Origin of the sequence: Brevibacillus sp. HB1.1 (assembly GCF_013332445.1) — a bacterium.
GTDB lineage: Bacteria > Bacillota > Bacilli > Brevibacillales > Brevibacillaceae > Brevibacillus > Brevibacillus porteri.
Genome location: NZ_JABMIV010000006.1, coordinates 148,797 through 164,289 on the forward strand (window position 1 = coordinate 148,797; position 15,493 = coordinate 164,289).

At 47.5% G+C, this 15,493-nt stretch carries 16 protein-coding genes; 5 read left to right on the forward strand and 11 right to left on the reverse strand.

Features of this window, described 5'->3' with window-relative positions; genetic code table 11:
• Window positions 1-230: 230 nt before the first annotated feature.
• On the reverse strand, window positions 231-1,529 hold the full coding sequence (locus HPY27_RS17155; protein WP_174225540.1) for a hypothetical protein: 1,299 nt from the start codon (window positions 1,527-1,529) through the stop codon (window positions 231-233).
• Between the two features lie 170 nt (window positions 1,530-1,699).
• Here HPY27_RS17155 and HPY27_RS17160 point away from each other — a divergent pair, with 170 nt between their 5' ends.
• Together HPY27_RS17160 and HPY27_RS17165 are read left to right on the forward strand one after the other, a co-directional pair.
• Window positions 1,700-2,224, forward strand: a complete 525-nt coding sequence (locus HPY27_RS17160; RefSeq protein WP_173622982.1) for a DinB family protein — start codon at window positions 1,700-1,702, stop codon at window positions 2,222-2,224.
• A 191-nt stretch (window positions 2,225-2,415) separates the two neighbouring features.
• Window positions 2,416-3,669: an MFS transporter gene (locus HPY27_RS17165; RefSeq protein ID WP_017251283.1), complete on the forward strand. Its 1,254-nt coding sequence runs from the start codon at window positions 2,416-2,418 to the stop codon at window positions 3,667-3,669.
• Between the two features lie 78 nt (window positions 3,670-3,747).
• Here the strand turns inward: HPY27_RS17165 and cuyA are convergent, their stop codons facing one another.
• Window positions 3,748-4,752 carry a D-cysteate sulfo-lyase gene (gene cuyA, locus HPY27_RS17170; RefSeq protein ID WP_017251284.1) on the reverse strand — a complete coding sequence of 335 codons (1,005 nt, stop codon included), beginning with the start codon at window positions 4,750-4,752 and terminating at the stop codon, window positions 3,748-3,750.
• Between the two features lie 134 nt (window positions 4,753-4,886).
• Here cuyA and HPY27_RS17175 point away from each other — a divergent pair, with 134 nt between their 5' ends.
• Complete coding sequence (locus HPY27_RS17175) at window positions 4,887-5,090, forward strand: YgaP family membrane protein (protein ID WP_017251285.1); 204 nt, start codon at window positions 4,887-4,889, stop codon at window positions 5,088-5,090.
• A gap of 84 nt (window positions 5,091-5,174) precedes the next feature.
• Complete coding sequence (locus tag HPY27_RS17180; RefSeq protein ID WP_017251286.1) at window positions 5,175-5,666, forward strand: DUF2569 domain-containing protein; 492 nt, start codon at window positions 5,175-5,177, stop codon at window positions 5,664-5,666.
• Here the strand turns inward: HPY27_RS17180 and HPY27_RS17185 are convergent.
• Window positions 5,618-6,364, reverse strand: coding sequence for a Crp/Fnr family transcriptional regulator (locus tag HPY27_RS17185; protein WP_017251287.1), 747 nt, complete (start codon window positions 6,362-6,364; stop codon window positions 5,618-5,620). The two genes, HPY27_RS17180 and HPY27_RS17185, sit on opposite strands and share 49 nt — an antisense overlap.
• A 109-nt stretch (window positions 6,365-6,473) precedes the next feature.
• Here HPY27_RS17185 and HPY27_RS17190 point away from each other — a divergent pair, with 109 nt between their 5' ends.
• Window positions 6,474-6,815 carry a DoxX family protein gene (locus HPY27_RS17190; RefSeq protein WP_017251288.1) on the forward strand — a complete coding sequence of 114 codons (342 nt, stop codon included), beginning with the start codon at window positions 6,474-6,476 and terminating at the stop codon, window positions 6,813-6,815.
• On the opposite strand, the gene HPY27_RS17195 is transcribed toward HPY27_RS17190, so the two are convergent.
• The 8 genes from HPY27_RS17195 to HPY27_RS17230 all read right to left on the reverse strand — a co-directional run bounded on the left by HPY27_RS17195 (window position 6,812) and on the right by HPY27_RS17230 (window position 15,399).
• Complete coding sequence (locus tag HPY27_RS17195) at window positions 6,812-7,429, reverse strand: DUF3267 domain-containing protein (protein WP_174225541.1); 618 nt, start codon at window positions 7,427-7,429, stop codon at window positions 6,812-6,814. The two genes, HPY27_RS17190 and HPY27_RS17195, sit on opposite strands and share 4 nt — an antisense overlap.
• A 123-nt stretch (window positions 7,430-7,552) precedes the next feature.
• Window positions 7,553-8,488 (reverse strand): cation diffusion facilitator family transporter, encoded by a 936-nt coding sequence (locus tag HPY27_RS17200; RefSeq protein WP_017251290.1) that lies wholly within the window; start codon window positions 8,486-8,488, stop codon window positions 7,553-7,555.
• Between the two features lie 174 nt (window positions 8,489-8,662).
• The gene (gene murQ, locus HPY27_RS17205; RefSeq protein ID WP_174225542.1) at window positions 8,663-9,577 is read right to left on the reverse strand and encodes an N-acetylmuramic acid 6-phosphate etherase; all 915 of its coding nucleotides are present in this window, start codon (window positions 9,575-9,577) and stop codon (window positions 8,663-8,665) included.
• 38 nt (window positions 9,578-9,615) lie between these two features.
• Window positions 9,616-11,229 carry a glycoside hydrolase family 3 protein gene (locus HPY27_RS17210; RefSeq protein WP_174225543.1) on the reverse strand — a complete coding sequence of 538 codons (1,614 nt, stop codon included), beginning with the start codon at window positions 11,227-11,229 and terminating at the stop codon, window positions 9,616-9,618.
• Window positions 11,230-11,259: 30 nt separating this feature from the next.
• Window positions 11,260-12,222, reverse strand: coding sequence for a GNAT family N-acetyltransferase (locus HPY27_RS17215; RefSeq protein WP_174225544.1), 963 nt, complete (start codon window positions 12,220-12,222; stop codon window positions 11,260-11,262).
• Window positions 12,223-12,245: 23 nt separating this feature from the next.
• Entirely contained in the window at window positions 12,246-13,073 is an 828-nt protein-coding gene (locus HPY27_RS17220) for a carbohydrate ABC transporter permease (RefSeq protein ID WP_015892945.1), read from the reverse strand.
• A gap of 17 nt (window positions 13,074-13,090) precedes the next feature.
• Window positions 13,091-14,038 (reverse strand): carbohydrate ABC transporter permease, encoded by a 948-nt coding sequence (locus HPY27_RS17225; RefSeq protein ID WP_017251294.1) that lies wholly within the window; start codon window positions 14,036-14,038, stop codon window positions 13,091-13,093.
• Between the two features lie 29 nt (window positions 14,039-14,067).
• Window positions 14,068-15,399 (reverse strand): ABC transporter substrate-binding protein, encoded by a 1,332-nt coding sequence (locus HPY27_RS17230; RefSeq protein ID WP_017251295.1) that lies wholly within the window; start codon window positions 15,397-15,399, stop codon window positions 14,068-14,070.
• Window positions 15,400-15,493 lie beyond the last annotated feature (94 nt).

The window sequence follows — 15,493 nt, forward strand, 5'->3', positions numbered from 1 at the left end:
TGGATACCTCCTTCTAGATGCATTACTAAGCTAGTCTTTCATTTTGGCGAAAGCGCATTCATCTCGTTCGATGACTGACGATCCGCGCAAATATGGTCCAGCTCCCTTATTTACCGCATATATTACGACATGTCGTTATATATACTCTACGAAATGTTGAGACTATTGGCAACGGTTTTTTTTAACAGTTTGATTTCTCGGCAATGAAAAAAGCACCCGTAGCAGGGTGCTTACAAAAGTCGGTATCGTTTGGTGGGTCTTCCTCGCGTTGATTGCGATTCCTCCCCGGAGCTTTCCGCCAGCTCAACGGCGCACAAATCCGCGACGATTCGCTGTGCATTTCGCTCGCTCATTTGCAAATACTTGGCCAGATCCTTTGTCGTGAAATCGGTCCAACCCATTTTTTGCAGCAAGGCATCGAGCTTTTTATAGCTTTTGACGCTGATGTTCCCTTTTTTCAGCTTTTCCAAAATCTCATCATCGTCGGCACGATACGAGTAGATGAGCTCCTCTTCCTGACCGACCCACTCTACGATCGTTCCGTCATCCTGAATCATGACGATACCTCGTGTAGCTTTTTCCTTTGATTGGCGCAGGGCTCGGTGGGCATTCATCTCGGCTGCAAACGCAGTCTCTCCGAACCCGATTCCGACCGCGACCGTCGTATCCGCTTCCTTCGCCAAAAACTCTACGGTGTTTTGCAAGGTAGGAATCTCCCTGTGAATGGTTCCGCGCGTACTGAAGATGACGTATCTGCCATTACCTTGCTCCAAAAGCGATCCATCCACTTGCTCGCACAGCTTGATCAAGGCTTCTTTTATACGAAGCTCCAAATATTGTAAATGATAGGGGGTCTTCGCGCTTTCCTTGATTCTGTCGAATTGCTCGACCTCGATCATTTCGATCCCGATTTGTGTATCCTTAAAGTAGGATGTGCGTACTTTCTCGACAAACACGCGGACTGTTTGATGAATGTCCATATTACTGGGAGAAATCCAATAGGCCGGGATACCGGCATCTACTAACGATTGATAGACAGTTGGATAGCAGGTCATCGCAGCATCAATCTTTTTCTTGTTCCATAAATCGAGATGAAATGCCAGCAGCTCTTGCGGATCAATCGTAACCTCAAATATCTTCATGTATAGTTGGCTCACGGATATGCTGCTGTTGTACAGCGAATCTTCCATGAACTTCGTAGATGAGAGCATATCGACACTGACCCGATCCAAAAGCTCTCCCCGTGTGTACACCATTTCCAAAAAGCCTTTATAGATGCTGGATTCCGTCGGAAAAATATGTTCCATCCGCTTATCGTCTTCCAGGACATTTTTGGCAATCAAGTACGGAAGTGGTCCCGAAAATAGCCAATGATCTACGTACTGGTCATTTTCCAAGACGATTTTTTCTGTTTCTTTTGTTTCTGTATAGATATAGGGAATAAAATTCATCCCTTCATCGAATTCCTTGGCAACCGCAAGAATTCTCTCTACCGATTGCTTGGGACCCACCACGCCGATTTTAAACATCCATCAATCCAACCTCTGCCCTCTATTTATCGAACCTTGCCTACGACCATTCTATACGTATTCTCTGGCACAAATCCACCCTTCGCCACACAAAATGGGCAGGACTATGCGAAACGAAAGAGAAATGCTGGGAGAATACTACGGGTTTCCATACCGAAAGGAGTCGTACGATGAATTTTAATCTGAACCAAGCGATTGAGGTTCTGGAGCGTACACCGCAAACATTGGAGTATTTTTTAGTGGGCTTATCGGATGGATGGTTGCAAGACAACGAAGGGGATGCAACCTGGAATGCCACCGAAGTAATCGAGCACTTGACCCAGGCTGAGAAAACGAATTGGCTCCCGCGGCTCGAAATGATTCTTCAGTATGGGGAAAGCAAACCCTTTCCTCCTTTTGACCGTTTCTCTCACTTACATGAGACTTCCGAAAGGTCGTTCGCACAAAAGCTCCAGGAATTCAAAACACTTCGAACAGAAAATCTCGCAAAATTACAAGCACTCGTAGAACTGGAAAAGAATCTCGAATTAACAGGGATACACCCTGCATTTGGCGTAGTCAAGGCAAGAGAGCTGCTCTCTTCATGGGTGGTTCACGATTTAACCCATATGGCGCAGATTGTGCGGGTCTTGGCCAAGCGGTACACGGCGGATGTTGGACCTTGGCGTGAATATTTAGGTATCTTGAAAAAGTAACGCTTGGTTCTCCATATTGCTAACTTAAGAAAAAAGTGATACGATTTATGGTATAAGATTCCATAAAAGAGCTCTCGGAACTTCCCGGAGCCTGATTATTGATGAAGGGTGACCCTCGTGAATAATCAGGCTCCTTTATGTTTGTAATAGGGCTACTCATCTGGCCTATTATGGAAAAGGGAGTGACGAGAGTGAACGAGATTTTTCGCAATCGCAATTTTCGCAAGCTGTTTCTTTCCAATTTGTTTTCAGGCTTTGGCCAGGGGATGACCATGATCGGGATATCTTGGTATTTGGTAGAATCCACAGGCTCAGCCAGCCTACTTGGTTCCACCATGCTTCTCTCCTCGATAATGACACTGCTCATCGGACCTTATTTTGGTACATTGATTGACCGCTTTTCCCGCAAGGCCATTCTACAGCTGGAACAGCTAGGAGGCTTCTCGGTTCTCGCTCTTGTAGCAGCTTGGGGATTTTGGGGGACTTATCAAGAGTGGATGATGGTACTCGTTTTTTTGGCGTCGATGTTCATGTTTCAGGTTCACGAACCTACACAGTCAGCCTTCATACAGGAAACCTTTGAGCAAAAGCACTACAATGTGATCAATTCTACCCTGGAAATTCAAAACCAGACCGCTTTGGTCCTCGCAGGAGCTTTCGCAGGTTTGCTATTGGGGAAATACGGACTACATATAGTGTTGATCCTTAACACTTTGACCTATCTGATCGCTTTTCTCTCCTTAACCGGAATCGATTATGTGTATACACAAGAAAAACAAGTAGAAAAATATCTCCGAACATCCTGGGTGTCACAATTTCAGCAAAGCTGGATCTATATCAAAGAAAAACGAGGGTTTATCGTATTCGGAATTGCTGCGCTGATACCATTCCTCGCCGTTATGCTGACGAACCTGCTTAACCCTATCTTTGTTAGCCAAGTTTTGGGGGAAGATGTGGCGATCTATTCCATGGGAGAGGTTACGTATTCCATAGGCGCAGTGCTGGCGGGATTTCTTCTTACCTGGTTTCGTGGAAAAATCGGTGCTTTTCCTTATATGGTAGGGAATTTCATCTTGATGGCGATTGCTCTTGTAATGACCGTTGTGATCCCAATGGGCTCGGTTTTTGTGTTGCTCTCTGCGTTTATGGGCTGGTGCAATGTATCAACCAGACTGATCCGACAGACCATCTATATGGAACTGCTACCTAATCGTTTTATGGGCAGGGTCCTGAGCTTCTTTCGGTCGATTGGTACATGCATGCGGCTGTTATTACTCGCTCTATTTACTCTCATACTAGATTCAACCGGCGCATCAGTCGGCTACCTTGTATTGGCAGGTCTTTTGGTAACGGCCACACTAGGAATCGTCTTTTCCATGCGTATGCTGATGCAGCAGGCAGACACCCCCGATGTTGTGGCAGACCAAGGCACTGTGAAGCACTAAGTCTGTCAGCTTTCCTATAAAAAGACAGCGGTAGCTATGGACGTGAAAGTACATCCTAGACTACCGCTGCCTGCTACGCTATTTGGATGGCAAAAACAGCTGCGGAACGGTATACAGCGCTGGGGAACCACCTGTATGCAGGAACAATACGTGATCACTCTTGGTAAAATGCCCTTCGCGAATCAAGCCGATCAACCCTGCCATCGCCTTTCCGGTATAGACAGGATCGAGTAAAATTCCCTCTGTTCGAGCGACCAGCCGAACGGCTTCGATCATGCCATCCGTCGGAATCGCATAGCCTGGCCCGACAAATCTGTCGTCGCAAAGCACAGCTTCTGCTCGTATGTCCCCTTGTAAACCGATCCGTGCAGCAGTACTGCACAGCAACCCCATCACCTTGGCTTCTTGTGCAGCCCGATCTCGGCTGACATTGATCCCGATTACTTTTGTGTTGGACTGACGCGCCATAAAACCAGCAAGCAGACCTGCTTGCGTACCGCCACTTCCCGTTGCCGTCACGACATAATCGTATGGAGTCATCGTTTCCCAAGCCTGTTGCTCGATTTCTTCTGCACACGCCATGTACCCCAAAGACCCGACTTCGTTGGAGCCTCCTACCGGGATCAGATATGGTTTTCTGCCTTGTTTTCGCAGACTTTCAGCGAGCTCTTCCATAGCTGCAAGTAAATCTGCCTCTGCGGGAATGACCTCGATTTTTTCTGCTCCGAGCAAGTGGAACAACAGATGATTGCCACTCGCTTGCGGTTGGTAGTCCCCCGTCTCAGGCGCGGATAGCACGAGCTGGCAGTGCAGACCTTCGCGAACTGCCGCCGCCAGAGTCAACCGGCAGTGATTGGATTGGACAGCTCCACATGTAATCAACGTGTCTGCCCCTTGCTCGATTGCCTCTGCCACCAAATACTCCAGCTTTCGCGTCTTGTTTCCCCCTGCTGTCAAACCAAGCATGTCGTCTCGCTTGATAGAGATGCTCGGACCACCTAACTCCTTGGACAGTCGCTCCATTCTTTCGATTGGTGTAGGTCCGTGTGTGTATTTTCTGCGATGGTAACGGATTTGGTTCATGCTTTTCTCCCCTTCTGCTTGGCGTTTGTTTTGGGAAAAACCTTCGCGTTATGTGACTTTGTTACATGCAACCAAAAAGTACTCCGGTACAATAAGTCTCATCAATCACAAACACCATAACCGGAGGGATAAGAATGAAAAACGTCGGTCGTTTTGATCAAATGTTTCGTTTCGTTGCTGGATTAGCCTTTCTGTCCTTGTTCTTCTTTCTGGAAGGAGGCTATCAATACCTTTCGTTGATCGGCATTCCGCTCCTGTATACAGCCTTGACCAAACAATGCTTCTTCTATCGTATCTTTGGGATTAACTCTTGCCAACTTCCTTCGCAAAAATCGTAATTCTTGCAATTGACCTTACCTCTTTGATTATATACCATTATCTAGTATCGATATCATTCTGATCAGAGAGGTAAGAAAACACGAATGAATGTCCAAACAGAAGCAACTGTAACGAAGCCAAAAGGATTGGGCGGCTGGTTAATCTGGCCGACCATTATTGTCGTTCTCAGCCCACTTTCCTTGCTTGCATCCGTTATCGGCATATTTCAAGATCATGCTGAAGCAATTGAAGGGCTCGCACCGTTTATGGAGCAAAGCCTGTCATTCACTTTGTATTACTACGGCAACATTTTGTTAGAGATAGGGTTACTCGTATTTTCATTGACCCTTCTCGTTTTCTATTTCCAAAAAAAGAAACGTGCTCCACATTTATTTATTGGCCTGATTCTTTTTTATATCACATTGAACATGATTGATTTATTGGCTTGGGCGAGCTTTGACAGTCTTTTCGGAGACACCATTCAGTTTGTCACGCAATCGGGACTAAGTTTGCTTCATACTTGCATCACCGCGATGATCTGGATTCCCTATTTCCGCTTGTCCAAACGAGTGAAGAATACGTTTGTGAATGAGTGAGGGGCAAGCGCTTCTCTCAATCGCTCCCGATGCACCCATAACGGCTTGCGCAATCCCGCCTTCTTCACCATGCCTTCTACTGTTAGCTCATGGAACGTTTCTGTTACGGTCTCACGAATACACCCCATCATCGTCGCCAGCTCTTGATGCGTCAGGTTCACTGCCAGCTCGATCCATTCTGGTTCATCAGCCTGGCTTTTTCCCCCATATTTCTCGGACAGCTTGCCCAGCAAATACAGAAGACGCTGTCGGACACTTCCATACGCCATGAGCTCCATCATTTCTTCAACCTCTTGCAAACGATTCGAGACAATCTCGATAAAATGCAAGGCAAGCCTCGGTTTCTCTAGCATCAGCTCCTCAAATTGTCCTTTATCAATCGAACAAATCACCGAATCTTCCCACGCTTCGGCGTACATATTGGTTGAACTAATCGTAAACGAGCCGATCTCGCCAAACACATGGCCTGTCCCGAGCAAATCAATCGTTAGCTCTTTGCCGTCAGCCGAAAGCTTGTATAAACGAACCTTCCCAGCCTTGATCAAAAACAGCCTTTTCTGCTCCATGTGAGGGGAGGAAATTAGCGTTCCTTTTTTGACCACTTCCATAGGAGTCGCCGGTTCCAATTGGGCTAGCTCCGCTGCACTTAACGACTGAAACAAATTGATGCGGGATAAAAGCTTCTCCTTTTCGATCACGATGTACTTCCTCCTGCTCACTGTAGGCTGGACTACATATTGTAGGGATCACTCCCATTATACTCCTCGTAAGGCAATGGATTTCGAATGACCGAAGGAGTGTAAACGGTTGAACACATTCATCATGATTCTTTCACTGATGTTGGCTTTGATGTTTTCCATCTCTCTGTTACTGAAGTTTTTACGCGCAAGCTCTATGCTCCAGCACTGGAAGGAATATGGCTACCCACTTTGGTTCATGGACGTGATTGCCTCACTTGAGTTGGTCGGAGTTATCGGTGTGATTAGCTCCTTTTGGTTTCCTGGAGTATTAACACACGCTTGCATCCTGTTCGCCATCCTCATGCTTGGGGCTATCCATGCCCATCTTTTCCGGGCAAAACATGAGCCCGTCATGGCGCTAAATGCGGTATTTATGCTTATTTGTTCGTTGCTTCTTCTTTGGCTTTAATCGTTTCCGAGCGCTTTCCAATACGTCTTTTGTCCGTTACTGATCAAGATCGCCTGTTTCGGAACTTGCTTCATCACCAGGAATAGATTCAACATATCGACTGATGAAGCGATAGCGTTTATCAAAATCAAAAATTTCAACATGGCAGTGAACAGTCCAAAAAAACCTAGAAGAAATGGCAACATAACCGACAGGATAATGAATGGGGCGATGGTAATCAGTATGTATCTTGATTTTGGAATCTTTTCTTCCGTTGCGACAAACCCTCCAAACAAGGTAAGCCCCATCCATGTTTTTTCTGATCTCATGAAATTGGGGATAAAAATCAAATGCAAGCATTCATGAAAAATAACCAATCCGAGTAGAAACAAAATCGCACGTAAGTCGATGGATATGGAAAAAGAACCGGATGTCAGTCCCAATTCCTGAAAGGTTATTGGCGAAAAAATAAAGATGATCCCATAGGCAATGAATGCATTAATCAGCATGAAAGGAATCGATAAAAGAGTTGCCCTGCCCAAGCTCTGTGGTTCTTTCAGGGGAACCCATTCATTTTTTATCAACTCGACATGTACATTTTCAAGATACTGTGGCAATTTGTTTGTGATTTTCATAATAAAACCTCCTTCCTTTCTAGTTAGACGTTCACCCTATGTGTTCAGTTTCATTGAGGCGAAGGAAATAAAAAAAGCTGTCTCCTGAGCTTCCTTGGAGACTAGCCTTTTTCTCATGGTCTTTTATGCTTGCTTAAGCAAAAACTGCTTGCCATATTCCCCGTGATCCAGAATCGTCGGGTGCTCGATCTGAATCGTCGAATGGTCAATTCCGTACTTCGTTTGCAAAATGTGATTGATCGCCAGAATGACACAATACGGCTGGATGCCTTCACGGACGAACACATGCGCTGTCAGGGAGTAATGTTCCGTGGATACCGCCCACAGGTGCAGCTCATGAACATCCTCCACGCCCTCTACCTCACTGAGGTCCTGACGGATTTGCTCGAGATCAAACTGCTCTGGAACAGATTCCATCAACACGAGCAGCGACTCACGAATGATTTTGGCACCACCTGTAAAAATAATTCCACCAATCACTAAGCTGATCAATGGGTCGAACAAGTAGTAGCCCGTCATGTAAATGAGAATCGCCGACGTAATCACACCGACGGAGCTGAGCAAATCTCCAATAAAGTGCCATAGTGCGCTTTTTACATTGAGATTGTCTTCTTCCTTCATACTGCGGGAAAGTACGATGGTCAGCACGATGTTTACAACCAAACCGATGGATGCGATGGTCAGCATCAACTGCAAATCAACGTCTTGCGGATTGATCATCCGCTTGATCCCTTCAATCACAATCCCGATCGAAATCACGGCAAGAGCCAAGCCATTCAAGAACGAAGCAATAATTTCAAAACGGAGAAATCCGAACGTGTACTTCTTATTCGGCTTACGTGTCGCCATATAAATAGCGGTCATACTCAACCCTAAAGCAAAGACGTCAGAAATCATATGGGCGGAGTCGGACAGGAGCGCGAGTGAATTGGACATCAAGCCTCCCACAACCTCCACGATCGTAAAAAACAACGTCAATAGGAGCGTGATCCACAATGTTCTCTTCGATGTTTGCTGTTCTTTCACATGATCAAGATGATGAAAATCACCCTTTTTCATACGTATCACCTCTGTCCATTTAAATTATAAAAATTATAATCTAATAATTAATGTAATCATATCCTCTTTTCCGACAATATTCAAATGAACATTTTATGGATCATACAAGTGATTTTCATTACCAGTTATGTCGTACCAAGACAAAAAAAGCCTCATCCAAAAGGATTAGGCTGATCATTCCTGATTGTGATTCCTTTCTAAAATCCGTCGAATATTCCCCTTGTACTGCGTGAGCAAACGGCTTGCGTCCTCTACTGGCAATCCGGTCTTTTGCATCACGATCGCCAGTTTTGCGTCACCGTCTGCCTTATGCAACAGTCCGTCCGCCTCATCGGTGGAGACATTGGTCGCTTCTGCCACGATTTGTTTTGCCCGTTCCTTCAGTTTCTCATTGGTTACCTGCACATTGACCATCAAATTTTTGTACACTTTCCCCAACCGCACCATGCATCCGGTCGTAATCATATTGAGAACCATCTTCTGTGCCGTCGCTGCTTTTAAGCGAGTCGAGCCGGTTACCACCTCTGGCCCTACTACCACATTAATCGCTACATCCACACCTTGACTGATCTGCGCCACCTGGTTGCAGGACAACGAAATGATTTTCGCATGCTGCCTTCTTGCCTCCGCCAATGCTCCAATGACATAGGGTGTCCGACCACTCGCTGCAATGCCCACCACGGCATCTCCTGCCTTTATGCCATAGGCGATCACATCTTCTCTGCCGTTCTGCTCCACGTCTTCGGCTCCTTCGACTGCCCTGACGATAGCTTTTTCCCCGCCTGCTATGATGCCCTGCACCAATGAGGGGTCCGTCCCAAAGGTTGGCGGGCATTCAGCAGCATCGAGCAAGCCCAATCTCCCACTTGTTCCAGCTCCAAAATAAAAGAGCCTTCCACCGTTTTCCAGACATTCTGCGATCAAGTCAACGGCCGCTGCAATCGAAGCCAGCTCCTTTTCAACGGCAAACGCAACTGTTTTATCCTCTTCATTCATAATCTGGACAATTTCCATCGTAGAGAATTTATCCAGCTCTTCCGTATTCCGATTTCTTGTTTCTGTCGTTAAGTCACGCAGGCGAAACTTCATCCAGTTACCTCCCACCCATCTACACTCATCTTCTCTTTCTACCCCACATCATGCTGCTTTTTCTCCGACGGAAACAGACTGACCGGAAGATGTCCAGCGGCCTTTCGTTCCCCGAACAAAATGTCTGCCACAAGCTCTATCGCTTGGTTCGTATGGTCGTAAACGGCGAGATACGCATCGACCTCGGGCATTACCAAGAGATCATACGGGTTTCGCAGGGCGACAGCCACGACCTTTTTCCCCTGTTGAACGAGCCGGTTCACCAGCAGCGATTGGCCTTTAAAAATATGGGCATTGTACGTAAAAACAACGATTTGCTCCATGGCCGACATCACATTCGCCACCATCTCCCCTTCATCCACTGTCGGGTTGAGCGTCGACATCATATGGTATTCAACTTCACGATATTTTCTCAATGGTGCGACCAAATCACCAGAAGCTGCTTGCCCATCCTCTGCCAACGTAAGGTTCGTAATCCCCGGAAAAATCACCCCGAGCGGTTGTGTGCTTCTCTGTAAAGGAAGCAGTTGATGCTCATTTTTCACCAAGGTTATGGCTTGCGCGAGCGCACTTCTCGCTATGTCTGCATGTTGGACACGATCAAAGGAAGGGCCTGTTTTTCCCAAGCAATGCTCCCAGGAAAGAAATCGTTTCTTTAATTGAAGCACGCGATTTACAGCTTCGTTGACCCGCTCATCTGATAGTTCCCCCGAATGAATGGCCGCAACGAGTCGTTCATACGCTTTTTGCTGAACTTCATGCGTGTGGGAAACCAGAACAAGATCGATCCCAGCCTGCACACAACGCACCGCCGCTTCTGGAACCCCGATGGTACCCGCAATGGCCGCCATTTCCATACAATCTGTTATTGCAACCCCATCAAATCCGAGCGACTCACGCAATACTCCCGTCACGATCTCCTTGGAATACGTAGCAGGCGAACCCGACTCATCCATTCTCGGCAAACTGATATGTCCAACCATCACCATGGGGACTCCTGCCGCGATACTGCGTTGGAATGGGACCAACTCAACCTGATCCAGTCGCGTCCGATCATGTTCGAGCACAGGAACAGCTTCATGAGAATCGATGCTCGTATCACCATGACCGGGGAAGTGCTTGATAGCGGGAATGACACCACTCGCAAGCAAGCCTTGTATGGCGGCCTCACCAAACCGCGCCACCTGCTCTGGTGCTTCTCCAAAAGACCGCACCCCAATGACCGGATTGTCCGCATTGTTGTTCACATCGACCGTCGGGGCGAAATTGACTGATATCCCTGCTGCACGCAGCTCCTCACCTGTTGCCTGGTAGATACGCTTGGCTTGATCGAGATTGCCTGTGGCACCCAAAGCCATCGCTCCGGGAAAGCGCGTCGCCCCTTTTTGCAGACGGGAGACCACGCCATTTTCCTGATCGGTCCCGATCAACAGTGGATAGGGATGCCCAGACTCATACGCCCAGCTCTGGAGTTTCTGTACCCGTTGATAGGTCTCCTCCGGTGTCCCGATATTGCGGCTAAAAAGAATCACGTTGCCAATCTGTTTTTGTTTGATCCATGCTTCCATTTCTTCAGGAATATCCAACGTAGGGTAACCGATCATCAGCAGTTGCCCGACCTTCTGTTCCACTGTCATATGTTCGGCTTGCATGGAATCCCCCTCCCTACCTCTTTGCTCTTGTTAAGAGAATGCTTTGCCGTACTTCGCATACTGCTTCCAGCTGTGATACCCGAGCCTCCCATAGAAGTCGACCAGCGTCGTCCAATCAATGACAATGTTTGGGATACCCCGGTTCCGCAAAGCTACAATGCCTGTCTCCACAATCGCCAGTCCCAAGCCTCGTCCTCTATACTCCGCATCCACGCCCAATGGACCGATACCGCCCAGCCCATCCGCAAACAAAGGTGCCCAGTATACGTTTTGGGCAATAAACGGAGAGTCGGCATCATTGATCCGGCAAAAACCGACGATCTCACCGTGCAGCTCCACCACGACGAATTCGCGTCCGGTTCCTCCCCGCTGGAAATAGTGAATGGCTTCATACTCCCATCGTCCAGGAAAGCATCGATGCAAGAAGGCCAAAAAGGCATCTTGGTCCGCCCTCGTCAACAGTCGAAAGTGGCCATCTGGTACCTCTGGTAATTCTAGCTCCGCTGGTTCGAGATATTGGCATAACAGATCGTTCTCCAATCGATCCTCCGAGTGATACCCTTGCCTCTCAAACCACGCTTTTATGTCCATAGATTCATCGGGTATGCCCGGGAAATAATGATATGGATCGCGCCCCAGCAAAACCTTTTCCACGCCTTGCTCTCTCAACGCATTTTCTGCCCTTGCCAGCAATTCACGTCCGACCCCCTGCCCGCGATGTGCTGTAGACACGAGTAAGACCTGTATCCAACCAATGCCTTTCCCCAACGGAATGTCGAGCTTTTCCTGCCAGCATTTGGCCACGACAAAACCGACGGGACGCTGCGTCACAGCATCTATCGCAATCCACGACCCGGCTTTGACTACATTCTGATCTTCGAAGCTGTTTTGCCGCATGAGCGCAGGCCGCATAGGAAAGCGATCACCCAACTCCTGATTCCACAGCTCGCACAGAGCGTCCGCATATAGATCGTCCCAAGGTACGTATTGCATAGGATGCTTGCCTCCTTTACGCCCTATTTCAATCCAGAAGTTTTGGAGCCTTCCACAAAATATTTCTCCGCAAACAAAAACACGATCAAAATCGGGATCAAGCTAATCAGGGCCCCCGCTACCAATAGTTGATCCTCTGTCTTGTACTGACCGCTCAAAGACAAAATTCCGATCGGCAGCGTAAAGTTCTCATCCGAAATGAGGTAAATGACGGGCGCCAAAATCTCATTCCACTTCCCCATAAACGTAAAGACCGCCAGTGTGGCCAAGGAAGGCTTGCACATCGGCAAAAACACCCGCCAATAAATCTGGAACGGATTGCAACCATCCAGCTTTGCCGCTTCCTCGTAATCTTTCGGGATGTTCAAAAATGCTTGCCTCATTAAAAAAATGGCAAACGGCTGTCCGAGCCACTCCAATATCCAAAGCGGAGCCAACGTGTCGAGCAGTCCCAAATTTTTAAAGATAATAAACTGCGGGACGATCGTGACGATCCCCGGGATCATCATCGTTCCCAGCACGATCATGAACAGCGTGTCGCGGAAAGGAAAGCGCAGCCTGGCAAAGGCAAAGGCGATCATTGAGCTGGACAATAAGGCTCCGATCACCGAAAGAATCGCGACAATCAGACTGTTGATCGTATAGCTGCTAAAATTCGCCTGTTCCCACACGGTTGTATAGTTGCTCCACTGTGTTGGATTGGGCAGCCATTCTGGCGGAAATTGCATGTACTGCTTGTAAGTTTTCAGCGAGTTAAACACGGTCGTTAAAAACGGAACCAGCATAATCAACGCACTCGCTATGACAAACAGGTATCCAACGATTTTATTTAGAGGAAAACGCTTTTGCATGGCTACCTCCTTGCCTTTTAATCATAATGAACCCATTTCTTTTGCAGCTTGAATTGGATGAGCGTAATGGCAAGCAGGATAAGGAACAATACCCACGCAATGGCAGAAGCATAGCCCATTTTGAAAAAGCTGAATGCTTGGCGGAACATGAACAGCATCAGGACGAGGCTGGCGTTGTTCGCACCGCCTGTCGAGCCTGCCTCCGTAGAGCCCCCGGTCATGACAAAAATCTGCTCGAAGTTTTGGAAGGAGTAAATCGTATTCAAGATGACGACCAGAAACGTCGTGCCGGAAATCATCGGGACTGTCACCCGCCAAAACTTTTGCCAGGCGTTTGCTCCATCAATCGAGGCTGCCTCATACATGTCAGAAGAAATTCCTTGCAGCCCAGCGAGAAAAATAATCATCATGTAGCCGACTGACTTCCAGATGGCGATGAGAACCAAGACCGGGATGACCCAGAATTCATCAATCAGCCAGTTTTGCGGGGCTAGCCCAAGTTTAGACAGAAAAGCATTGGCAAAACCGATCCGCTGGTTAAACACCGCATCCGCTACATACGCGATCACCGTCCATGAGGAGATAACCGGCAAAAAGTGAACCATCCTGAAAAATTTCAGGCCCTTCAGCTTTTGATTCAGGGCAACTGCTAGCAACAACGCCAAAAACGTTTTGGCCGGAACGTACAGGATCGTAAAATAGACCGTATTCCATAACGCGCGATAAAACAGCGGGTCTTCAAACAGCTTTGCATAGTTGTCCAAGCCAGTCCATTTGGGCGGATTTAAAATATCGTAGTCCGAAAAGCTGAAGTACAATGACGCGACCGATGTTCCCACGACGAATACGAGAAAGTGGATGAGATAAGGGGAGACCAGGAGCAGTCCCCATCTCCCCTCGCTATCCAACCATTTTCTCTTTTTCACAGCAGGCTTCGCCTGTTGCTTGGTTTGCAGCTCTAGCATGGTTGGCACACATCCTCACTGATTGATGACTACTGCTTCTTGAAGAAGTCATCCAGAACTTTTTGAATGCCTTCGTCTGTTTTCGTGATGAATTCATCCGTTCCGTACTTATCCATGAACAGCTCCGCCAGATTATCCGTGAACACCTTCACCCACTCGGTAAAGACAGCGTTGGTATCAATCGTGCCTGCGAACTCCAAGGTATCGAGGAAGACTTTTTTGTTTTCTGGCTTCGTGGCTGGGTTTAGGAACATTTCGGAATTCGCCACTGATTTTTTCACCGGAATGGCTTCCCCTACTTCTGTCCACTCTTTTTGTGCTTCATCAGATGTCGTCCAGTAGGTGATCCATTCTTTAGCGGCCTTGACCTTCTGCTCCTCTGCTTTTTTATTGATGACCCATGAGTTGGCGATTACAGGTGCGAAGCGTTTGCCGTCCGGTCCTTTTGGCATGGGAGCAACATCATAATTCAACCCTGCACCATTCATCGAGGTTGTTGCTGCGTAAATATCGATTTGCATCGCTACAGCCCCGCTCAAAAACGCTTTGAAGTTGCTCTGGAACGCCTTCAAATCAGCCGGATTCGGGAATAGCTTGCGCTGCATGCCGTCGACCATCCACTCGACCGCTTTTTTGTTCTCCGGGCTGTTGATAATCGATTTTTTCAACGTCGGGTCCAATACCCCGCCACCATACGCTTTCAAGATGTTAAACGCACCGCGTGAGCTACCGAAAAACGCGAAGCCGTACTGCTTCACTGATTTTTTATCAAAAGCAGGATCGTCTGCATGTTTCCCGTTGGCATCGAGGGTCAGCTTGACGGAAGCCGCCTTCAAATCATCCCAGGTCCAGTCAGCCGTAGGGTATGATACGCCCGCTTTGTCGAACAAATCCTTGTTGTAGAAAAGGGCTCCCACTTGGATGCCCTGCGGCACACCCCAATACTTCCCATCTGAGTCTTTGTTGAACTCCAGACCGTTGAGCTCCTCTTTGTTGATTTCTTTCGTGACGTAGTCGGTGATGTCGAGAATCGCGCCGCGTTGGGCGTAACCAAATACTTTTGTCCCGTCGCTCTGCCAAAGATCAGGCGCATTCCCGGCCGCGATCTGAGTCGTCAGCTTTTGATAGAAGTCATCATAAGGAGCCGTCATCGTTTTGATTTTGATATGAGGATGTGATTGTTCGAATTTTGCAATAATTTCTTCCATCTTTTTCTTCGTAGGTGGATCAGAGCTGTAGCCCATATACAATTCGACTTTGTCCCCCTGCTGTGTGGAGGACTGGCTGCTACATCCAGAAATAAGCATTGCTGCGGTTAAGCCAATCAAACCGAGTACTGAGAGAAACCTTCTCTTTTTCATGGAAAACCTCCCCGATTGCAATAAGTAAAAAACTTGCATAGCTAACGATATTTCCAAACGCCTAACGTACTTTACTGATAAGGATAAAAGGATA

Excerpts from the sequence above, each read along its gene's own strand:
- HPY27_RS17220 (WP_015892945.1), bottom strand. The coding sequence starts at position 13,073 with ATGCAAAAGCGTTTTCCTCTAAATAAAATCGTTGGATACCTGTTTGTC.
- HPY27_RS17210 (WP_174225543.1), bottom strand. The coding sequence starts at position 11,229 with ATGCAAGCCGAACATATGACAGTGGAACAGAAGGTCGGGCAACTGCTG.
- HPY27_RS17230 (WP_017251295.1), bottom strand. The coding sequence starts at position 15,399 with ATGAAAAAGAGAAGGTTTCTCTCAGTACTCGGTTTGATTGGCTTAACC.
- HPY27_RS17225 (WP_017251294.1), bottom strand. The coding sequence starts at position 14,038 with ATGCTAGAGCTGCAAACCAAGCAACAGGCGAAGCCTGCTGTGAAAAAG.
- HPY27_RS17200 (WP_017251290.1), bottom strand. The coding sequence starts at position 8,488 with ATGAAAAAGGGTGATTTTCATCATCTTGATCATGTGAAAGAACAGCAA.
- HPY27_RS17160 (WP_173622982.1), top strand. The coding sequence starts at position 1,700 with ATGAATTTTAATCTGAACCAAGCGATTGAGGTTCTGGAGCGTACACCG.
- murQ (WP_174225542.1), bottom strand. The coding sequence starts at position 9,577 with ATGAAGTTTCGCCTGCGTGACTTAACGACAGAAACAAGAAATCGGAAT.
- HPY27_RS17215 (WP_174225544.1), bottom strand. The coding sequence starts at position 12,222 with ATGCAATACGTACCTTGGGACGATCTATATGCGGACGCTCTGTGCGAG.
- HPY27_RS17175 (WP_017251285.1), top strand. The coding sequence starts at position 4,887 with ATGAAAAACGTCGGTCGTTTTGATCAAATGTTTCGTTTCGTTGCTGGA.
- HPY27_RS17195 (WP_174225541.1), bottom strand. The coding sequence starts at position 7,429 with ATGAAAATCACAAACAAATTGCCACAGTATCTTGAAAATGTACATGTC.
- HPY27_RS17155 (WP_174225540.1), bottom strand. The coding sequence starts at position 1,529 with ATGTTTAAAATCGGCGTGGTGGGTCCCAAGCAATCGGTAGAGAGAATT.
- cuyA (WP_017251284.1), bottom strand. The coding sequence starts at position 4,752 with ATGAACCAAATCCGTTACCATCGCAGAAAATACACACACGGACCTACA.
- HPY27_RS17180 (WP_017251286.1), top strand. The coding sequence starts at position 5,175 with ATGAATGTCCAAACAGAAGCAACTGTAACGAAGCCAAAAGGATTGGGC.